4 protein-coding genes, 1 pseudogene and 1 riboswitch are annotated in these 7,301 nt (G+C 61.0%); of the genes and pseudogenes, 4 read left to right on the forward strand and 1 reads right to left on the reverse strand.

Annotated elements, in window-relative coordinates:
• Positions 1-271 precede the first annotated feature (271 nt).
• Entirely contained in the window at positions 272-871 is a 600-nt protein-coding gene (locus tag ACFCU0_RS12345; RefSeq protein ID WP_434973983.1) for a hypothetical protein, read from the reverse strand.
• A 201-nt stretch (positions 872-1,072) separates the two neighbouring features.
• On the opposite strand from ACFCU0_RS12345, the gene ACFCU0_RS12350 reads away from it, so the two are divergent.
• From ACFCU0_RS12350 to ACFCU0_RS12365, 4 genes and pseudogenes are all read left to right on the forward strand, one after another.
• Positions 1,073-3,613, forward strand: a complete 2,541-nt coding sequence (locus ACFCU0_RS12350; protein ID WP_434973984.1) for a TonB-dependent siderophore receptor — start codon at positions 1,073-1,075, stop codon at positions 3,611-3,613.
• A 79-nt stretch (positions 3,614-3,692) separates the two neighbouring features.
• Positions 3,693-5,447: a PepSY-associated TM helix domain-containing protein gene (locus tag ACFCU0_RS12355; RefSeq protein WP_434973985.1), complete on the forward strand. Its 1,755-nt coding sequence runs from the start codon at positions 3,693-3,695 to the stop codon at positions 5,445-5,447.
• A gap of 149 nt (positions 5,448-5,596) precedes the next feature.
• A riboswitch (adenosylcobalamin-variant (AdoCbl-variant) riboswitch) is annotated at positions 5,597-5,675 on the forward strand.
• Between the two features lie 232 nt (positions 5,676-5,907).
• Positions 5,908-6,942, forward strand: a complete 1,035-nt coding sequence (locus tag ACFCU0_RS12360) for a ribonucleotide-diphosphate reductase subunit beta (protein WP_434973986.1) — start codon at positions 5,908-5,910, stop codon at positions 6,940-6,942.
• Positions 6,943-7,068: 126 nt separating this feature from the next.
• A pseudogene (locus tag ACFCU0_RS12365) lies at positions 7,069-7,301 on the forward strand (hypothetical protein); the annotation flags it as partial.

A 7,301-nucleotide genomic window follows, 5' to 3' on the forward strand; every position in this document is an offset into this window, starting at 1 on the left:
CTCCGGAAGGGACGCTACAGTCACAGGCGGGCATACCGGTCGGCCGGGAGAATGAAGGATCTGATGCAGCCATTATATTGAACATCATCTATATTAGTTTCGCACCGATGCGTGGACTCGGCGCGGGAGGCAAGGTTGGGGGGTATGTATGTTTGCAGGTGCGCAGGTCGGGATGTATGGTTCAGCGTTCCGAGTTCCGGGTCCCGGGAGTTTGCCATCGCTCAAGCAGCGGCCGTGCCATTCGACATCCCCAATCCCCAATCCGCAATCCCTACTCCGTGCCGAACTCCTGGGCGTACGGTTGGTCGAGATCGTCCAGCTGGATGCGGATGAAGCCGTGATCGGTTGCGGCGTGGCACTGATTGCAGGCGTTCGCTATGTTCGCGAGCTGCCGCTTTGCCCCGCTCCAGTCGCCGTCATCAACGGGCGCGTCGAGCCGCTCCACGACCGGGACGAGCATTGACTCCGTCAGCTTCCCCACCTCATATCCTTCGTAGACCGGCGCTTCCATTTGCGTCGTCTCGATGCTTTCCTCCAGTTCATGCAGGTAAAACTCCGACAGCTCGCCGTTCTCCGCCTCGACGGCCAGAGCTGTTTTGTGCGTCCAGCGTTGCATCCGGCTCATGTAAACGGCGAGCTCTGCGTGTTCTTCCCCATGCTCCTCGTCTTCTGCGGCCGCGTCATGACCCTCTTCCTCTTGGGCCTGCTGTGATTGCACCGACGCCTCGCTTACAGCCCGCGACGCATCGGTGTCCGGGGAGCAGGCCGGGAGCGTGAGCATACCGAGCACAACAAGAAAAATCACCAGAGGCTGTGCAGAAACGAGATGATTCACGGTTGAGCCGGAATGATTCACGGTTGAGCGGGTCATTACGAGATATGTAGTGTAGACGCGTTTTAAATAACGAGAACTCAGAGCCCCGTCAAGTCCCTTCACGGGAACGCCTCATTCCAATTCCGCGGGTTTGCAGAGTTTCAGAAAGCTTCGAACATTGACCTCTTGCAAGTCAGACTCCTCTAATTTAGACTTGGTATAGATAAAAACAACTAGACCCCTCAGCATCCTCGATCAATGACGCTTCCCGACGACCCACCCGCGCGTTCGACCTCCGAACGACAGACACCCACATCCCGTCGCCCCTCGGCACTGCTGCAACGCGTGCATCGAGCCCTTCCCGTTCGCCTCGTCATCTGGGTCCTGCTCTGCCTGTTATCCACCCCGGCCGCTGCACAGGAAGCGGCGACCGGTCGAGTCGTAGGGACCATCGCCGAAGCCACCACGGGAGAAACTGTGGAAGGCGTCAACGTCGGACTCCGCGGGACCACCCTCGGCGCAGCCACTGGCGTCGACGGCAAGTACGCGATCGAGGAGGTCCCCGCAGGCACCTACGTAATCCAGGCATCCTTCATTGGATATGAAACGGTGCAGCGCGAAATTACCGTTGAAGAAGGTCAAACGACGACCGCCAACTTCCGCTTCACGCAGGATGACGTCGAACTGCAGGGCGTCGAGGTGATTGGACGACGCGCCCGCGGCTACGAAGCCGACTACAGCTTCGTCGCGACCAAGTCCGCCACCCCGCTCGAGAACGTGCCGCAGTCCATTTCGGTCATTACGAAAGAGGTGCTCGACGACCAGCAGGTCTACCGGCTGGATGAGGCGCTCCGCAACGTAAGCGGCGTCAACACCTTTTCGGGGTACAACGATTACACGGCTCGCGGCTTCCGTACCTCTGGCGGCAGTTCCTCGGATGCCCGCCTCATCAACGGCTTGAAGGGGGGCTTCTCCTTCTGGACCAGTCCGATCTTGCCTCACATCGAGCGCGTGGAGATCATCAAAGGTCCCGCATCGGCGCTCTTCGCCAACACGAACCCGGGTGGCACGATCAACCTCGTGACGAAAAAGCCGCTTCGCACGTCGCGGCAGTCGCTCAATTTCACGCTTGGCAGCTATGATACCTACCGCTCGACGGCGGACTTCACGGGCCCGCTGAACGATGACGGCACGGTCCTCTACCGCCTCAACCTCGGCTACGAGAACGCAGAGTCGTTTCGGACGCTTCAGTTTAACGAGTCGTACCTGATCGCCCCATCGGTGTCGTTCATCCCGAACGAGCGAACGCGCGTGAACGTCGACCTGGTCTACTCGGACCTCGACTCCCGTCTCGACCGCGGCCAGCCGATCTTCAACCAGAGCGACGACCTGACATCGACGCCCATCAGCTTTGCGCTGAGCCAGCCGGGCGACTACATGCACAACACCAACTTCCACGTCACAGCCTCGCTCAGCCACGAGTTCACGGACTGGCTCGAGCTGAACAGCTCGTACATGAAGTTCCGCTACGACCAGGACCTGGAGGAGCACCGCACGAGCAACGTCTTCCTCCCGAATGACCCGACCATCCTCCAGCTCGCGTTCATTAAGCGGGACCAGGAGCGCACGGTCGACAACGTGACGAATTATCTCACCGCCGAGTTCAAGACCGGACCCGTTTCCCACGAAGCGCTGGGCGGCGTGGACTTCTTCCAGCAAGACGATAACCGGACGCAGTGGGGTGCACGCGGTGCCGATCAGTTCATTCTGCCGGACGGCACGCCAACGCCGGGCGGCAATGTGGGTAACTTCGATCTCGAAGACCCGGTCTACACGATCGAGGGCCGTAACTCCTCGACCTACGAGGCCAACTGGTTCTCGCAGGCCCGCACCTCCGACCCGATCCGCTCCCGCACGTACGGCGCATACATCCAGGATCAGCTTTCCTACGGCCCCGTCCGTCTGCTGCTGTCGCTACGCCACGAGTGGTACCGCGACATCCTCCCCGAAGAACAGCTCGAGGGTCTCCGTAGCGCATTCCCGGACGTGGACAACACCGCGGCCCAGTCGACCTGGCTACCGCGCATCGGTGGGGTCGTGGAGGTCGCCAACGGCATCAATATCTACAGCACGTACGCCGAAGGCTTCGAGCCGCAGACGGCAGAGTCGGTGCTAAACCCGCAGCTCGGCGGTCCCTTCGACCCGCAGGAGAGCAACGTCGTGGAGGGCGGTGCGAAGGCCCGCCTGCTGAACGGCCAGCTGCTAGCCACCGCGGCGATCTACCAGATTACGAAGCAAAACGTGCTGGTGAATGCCAATGACGCCGCGAATCCACAGCGTCTGGAACAGCGAGGCGAGGAGCGCGCCCGTGGCGTGGAGCTCGAAGTCGCGGGCGAACCGATCCCCGGTCTCCGTTTGACCACCAACTACGCCTACAACCGTGCGGAAATTACGGAGTCGGACGACGAGAATGAAATCGGGCGGATCAAAGAGAACGCGCCGGAGCACGCCGGTGGATTCTGGGGTACGTACACGGTGCAGTCCGGCGCGCTGACCGGACTCGGGTTCGGCGGCGGCATGCAGTTCGTCACCGAGCGCAACACCTTCGAAGAGACGCTGCAGCTGCCCGGATATGCGATCTGGGATGCGACGGTTTTCTACACCGTCAACAGCTTCAAGATCAAGGCGACAATGAAGAACCTGACGGACGAAACGTACTGGACCGGCGGCTACAACTACGGCCGGATCTACCCCGGTGCGCCCCGCACGGCGCTCTTGAGCGTCGGCTACACGTTTTAGCACGTCAGCTATGTTCGCCACACGGAGGACGGCGCGCATGCGTCGTCCTCTTTTCATTTGCAGACGTCCACAGCATCCCATGATTTCGAACTGGAGAAAAACGCTCTTCCGCCTTCACGGCTGGATCGGCATCAACCTCGGCCTCCTGCTGTTCGTGATCTGCCTTTCGGGAACCGTGGCAGTCTTTTCGAACGAGATCGACTGGCTCCTGAACGACGACCTACGCGCCGAAGCGACGAACGGACCCATCGCGTGGTCCGAGATCGAAGCGTCGATCGATCAGACGTTCCCGGACGGCGTGAACCTCGGCATGTACGCCCCGATCGAACGGGGCTTTGCCGCACGGGCATACGTCACCCTGCCGGACGGTGAGACCCGGAAGGCGTACTTCCACCCGTCTACGGGCGAACTGCAGGGGCACACGAGTTTCTTCAACACGCAGCGCTTCTTTCGGAGCTTCCACCGCAGGTTTTTCGACGGCGACCGCGGCATCGTTCTCGTTACGCTGATGGCGTTTCCGCTTCTCTTTTCTGCCCTCACCGGACTGCTATACTACAAGGGCTGGCTGAAGCAGCTTTTCACCATTCGCCGCGACAAAGGACGCCGGCTTTTCGGCTCCGACCTCCACAAAGTCGCCGGCATCTGGGGACTGCTATTTACGATCCTGATCGCTGCAACTGGCATTTTTTATTTCACGGAGGTCGTCTTCACCGGGACCGGCAACGATCAGGCGCTCCATGCAGAGCCGCTGCCAAATGTCGCAGACGAAACGCTGCCTGCCTACGGTGATCGAGCGACGATGCTTCCCGCCGGCGTGCTCGCTGATCGCGCCCGAGCGGCCGTCCCTGGACTCGACGTCCGCGGCGTCCGTCTTCCGCTTGCCCCGACCGATGCCGCCTCCGTCACCGGCCAGAGGGGCAACCCGATCACCCGGGATCGCGCCAACGAGGTCCACGTCAACCCATATACCGGCGACGTGCTCGGCATACAACGCAGCAGCGACCTCGGCGTCGTGCCGTTCATCACCGACGCGGCAGACCCGCTCCACTTCGGCTACTTCGGCAGCTTCTGGACGAAGGCGCTATGGTTTAGCTTTGGGTTGATGCTATCCTTCTCGATTCTGACCGGCGCCTACATCTGGGTTGTCCGGTCGGAGCCCGTGCACCGTCACGTAAATGTGGACGAGGACAAGGGCTTTTCGCTGCGACCCTTCCCGTGGCTCCGTGGCGCGGTGGTTTCTGTCGCACTGACCCTGGTCTACTCTGGCGTCGTGGTGTTCTCAACCATTGACGGCATCCAGTACTATGCTCCCCAGAACACCGGCCACGTCGCTGTCACGTCGATAGCGAGCGGCGACCTGCAAGGCGATCTACTGTGCAGGAAGCCGTGCGACTTGCAAAACGGGTCGACGATGGCACTGCGCTTCGAAGGAAATGAGATGCCGAACCCGAAGGCTGTCACGCTCACCACAGCGGCAGGCGATGCCGTCTCCCTCAGCGCGTACCGGCAATACCATCGCGGAGAGGTCACCACCACGCCCGGAACAGCGATGACGATCAGTCTTGCAACGTGGGACGCACCGCCCGTTCAAAAACAGTTCAAGGCTCCGTTACCGGTTCCAAACAACCAGATGACAACCGCCGGGTCCTGGCCCGAGGCGGCACCCGGTGTGTGGTGGGTCATCGCCGGCTTCGTTCTACTGACCGTGAGCAGCATCGGCACCTGGTTGTGGGGCGTCGCTCGTGCATTCCAGAGTACTCAGGCAAAACTGAAACGGAAACGCCAGCGGTCGACGGCGCCACGGCCCAACGTAAAGCTTCCCCCCACGGTGTAAACCGTTCCAACGGGGTCGTTACGGAGTAGGCGAAAAAGCACAGGTTTCGGCTTGACTCTTCTGCAGACAGCCCCTACTCTGCATGCACATTAGAAAGCATCACACGTCTTCTTCGGTTGCGCCGTTTTCGGTGCATCGATACCGGCCGGTCACGGCAGGTACCCGGGGGAAGTCCGGTGCAATTCCGGCACTGTCGCGCAACGGTAACAGTCCGAATGCCCGCTGAGAAGACGATCACACCCGGCCGATTCGGCTTCGAGCCGCCGGCCGGGACCCTACGCGTCATAGGGCCTGTGGTCTCCGAGTGTGGAGCGTGGTTGCACCTGCATTTCGACCGTCGGACCGTGTCTGTGCGGTATGAATTGTGAGCCGGCCGTATTGCACCGGTGCCCATCTCTTCTGCTCTGTGGCCTTTGGCGCGTTGACGCTCAAAGGTTTTCGTCTTACACAGAGCCCGCTTATGACCGCTCCCACGACCGCCGTCGCCTCCGAATCGTCTTCAACGGGCGCCGAAACCCAGCGAAGTCTGTTTACGCCGCGTGTCCACCTGAAGCCGTACGACTACCCGCATCTGCTGGAGTATAAGACGGCGATTCGCCAGTCGTACTGGGTCCACGACGAGTTCAACTTCGAGGGCGATGTGCAGGACTTCCGGGTCAACTGCACGGACGTTGAGCGCAGCGTCATCAAGAAAACGATGCTCGCCATCGCGCAGATCGAGGTGTCGGTCAAAACATTCTGGGCTGACCTGTACCGCCGCCTTCCGATTCCTGAGATCGGTGCCGTGGGGATGACGTTCGCGGAGTCCGAGGTCCGGCACATGGACGCCTACTCCCACCTCCTGGAGCGCCTCGGGCTGAACGATGCCTTCCGCGAGATCGACGCCATCCCGGCCATCCGCGACCGGATCGACTATCTCGACGACGCACTGAAACGTGCCAAGGACGGGCGGGACCGTGAGCTGGCCTTTTCCATTCTCCTCTTCTCCATTTTCGTCGAGCACGTCAGCCTATTCAGCCAGTTTCTCATCATGCTGTCCTTCGACAAGCATGAGAAGCGGTTCAAGGGCGTCGCAAACGCCGTCGAGGCAACGTCGAAGGAAGAGCAGATCCATGGCCTCTTCGGGCTCGAGCTGATCGACCTAATGCGCGAAGAGCGGCCGGAATGGTTCGGCGATGGATTCGAGGACGAGGTCCAGACGGCCTGCACCAAAGCGCACCGCGCCGAAATGAAGATCCTCGACTGGATCTTCGCCGACGGCACGCTCGACTTCCTCCCCCGCTCGGTGGTCGACACCTTCCTCCGCGACAAGTTCAACCAGGCGCTCGACAACGTGGACGTCGAGCCGCTCTTCGACGTAAACACAGACCGGCTTGCCGAAACACGCTGGTTCTACGAGGAGATCCTGCTTACGAAGGGCAACGACTTCTTCTCCAAGCGCGGCACCAGCTACTCAAAGATGACCCAGAGCGTCAGCGGCGACGATCTGTTTTAGCGGCCAGCCCAACCGATTCGTCCCCTGCACGACCTCCTCTGGTAGACGCTTACGGCTCCATCTCTGCCCGGCTACCGGATGAGACGCTGATGCACACATTTCCCCCTTATCTGACCGAGCCCGACCATGCCCGCCCCGGTAGCGACCCAGCGCCCGCCCTTTCACTGGCTAAACGATGACATCCGGACGTTCCTTCGCCGCGGCTATCTACTCGATGGCGTGACGGCGGAAGAGCGCGTCCGCCAGATCGCCGACCACGCCGAGTCCATCCTCGGCATCGACGGCTTCGGCGACACGTTTTTCGACTACGTCAGCCGCGGTTACTACTCCCTCGCCTCCCCGATCTGGTCCAATTTCGG

It is taken from the genome of Longibacter sp. (assembly GCF_051155795.1).
Taxonomy (GTDB): domain Bacteria; phylum Bacteroidota; class Rhodothermia; order Rhodothermales; family Salinibacteraceae; genus Longibacter.

Coding starts and splice junctions, on each gene's coding strand:
- ACFCU0_RS12345 (WP_434973983.1), bottom strand. CDS start 871: ATGACCCGCTCAACCGTGAATCATTCCGGCTCAACCGTGAATCATCTC.
- ACFCU0_RS12350 (WP_434973984.1), top strand. CDS start 1,073: ATGACGCTTCCCGACGACCCACCCGCGCGTTCGACCTCCGAACGACAG.
- ACFCU0_RS12355 (WP_434973985.1), top strand. CDS start 3,693: ATGATTTCGAACTGGAGAAAAACGCTCTTCCGCCTTCACGGCTGGATC.
- ACFCU0_RS12360 (WP_434973986.1), top strand. CDS start 5,908: ATGACCGCTCCCACGACCGCCGTCGCCTCCGAATCGTCTTCAACGGGC.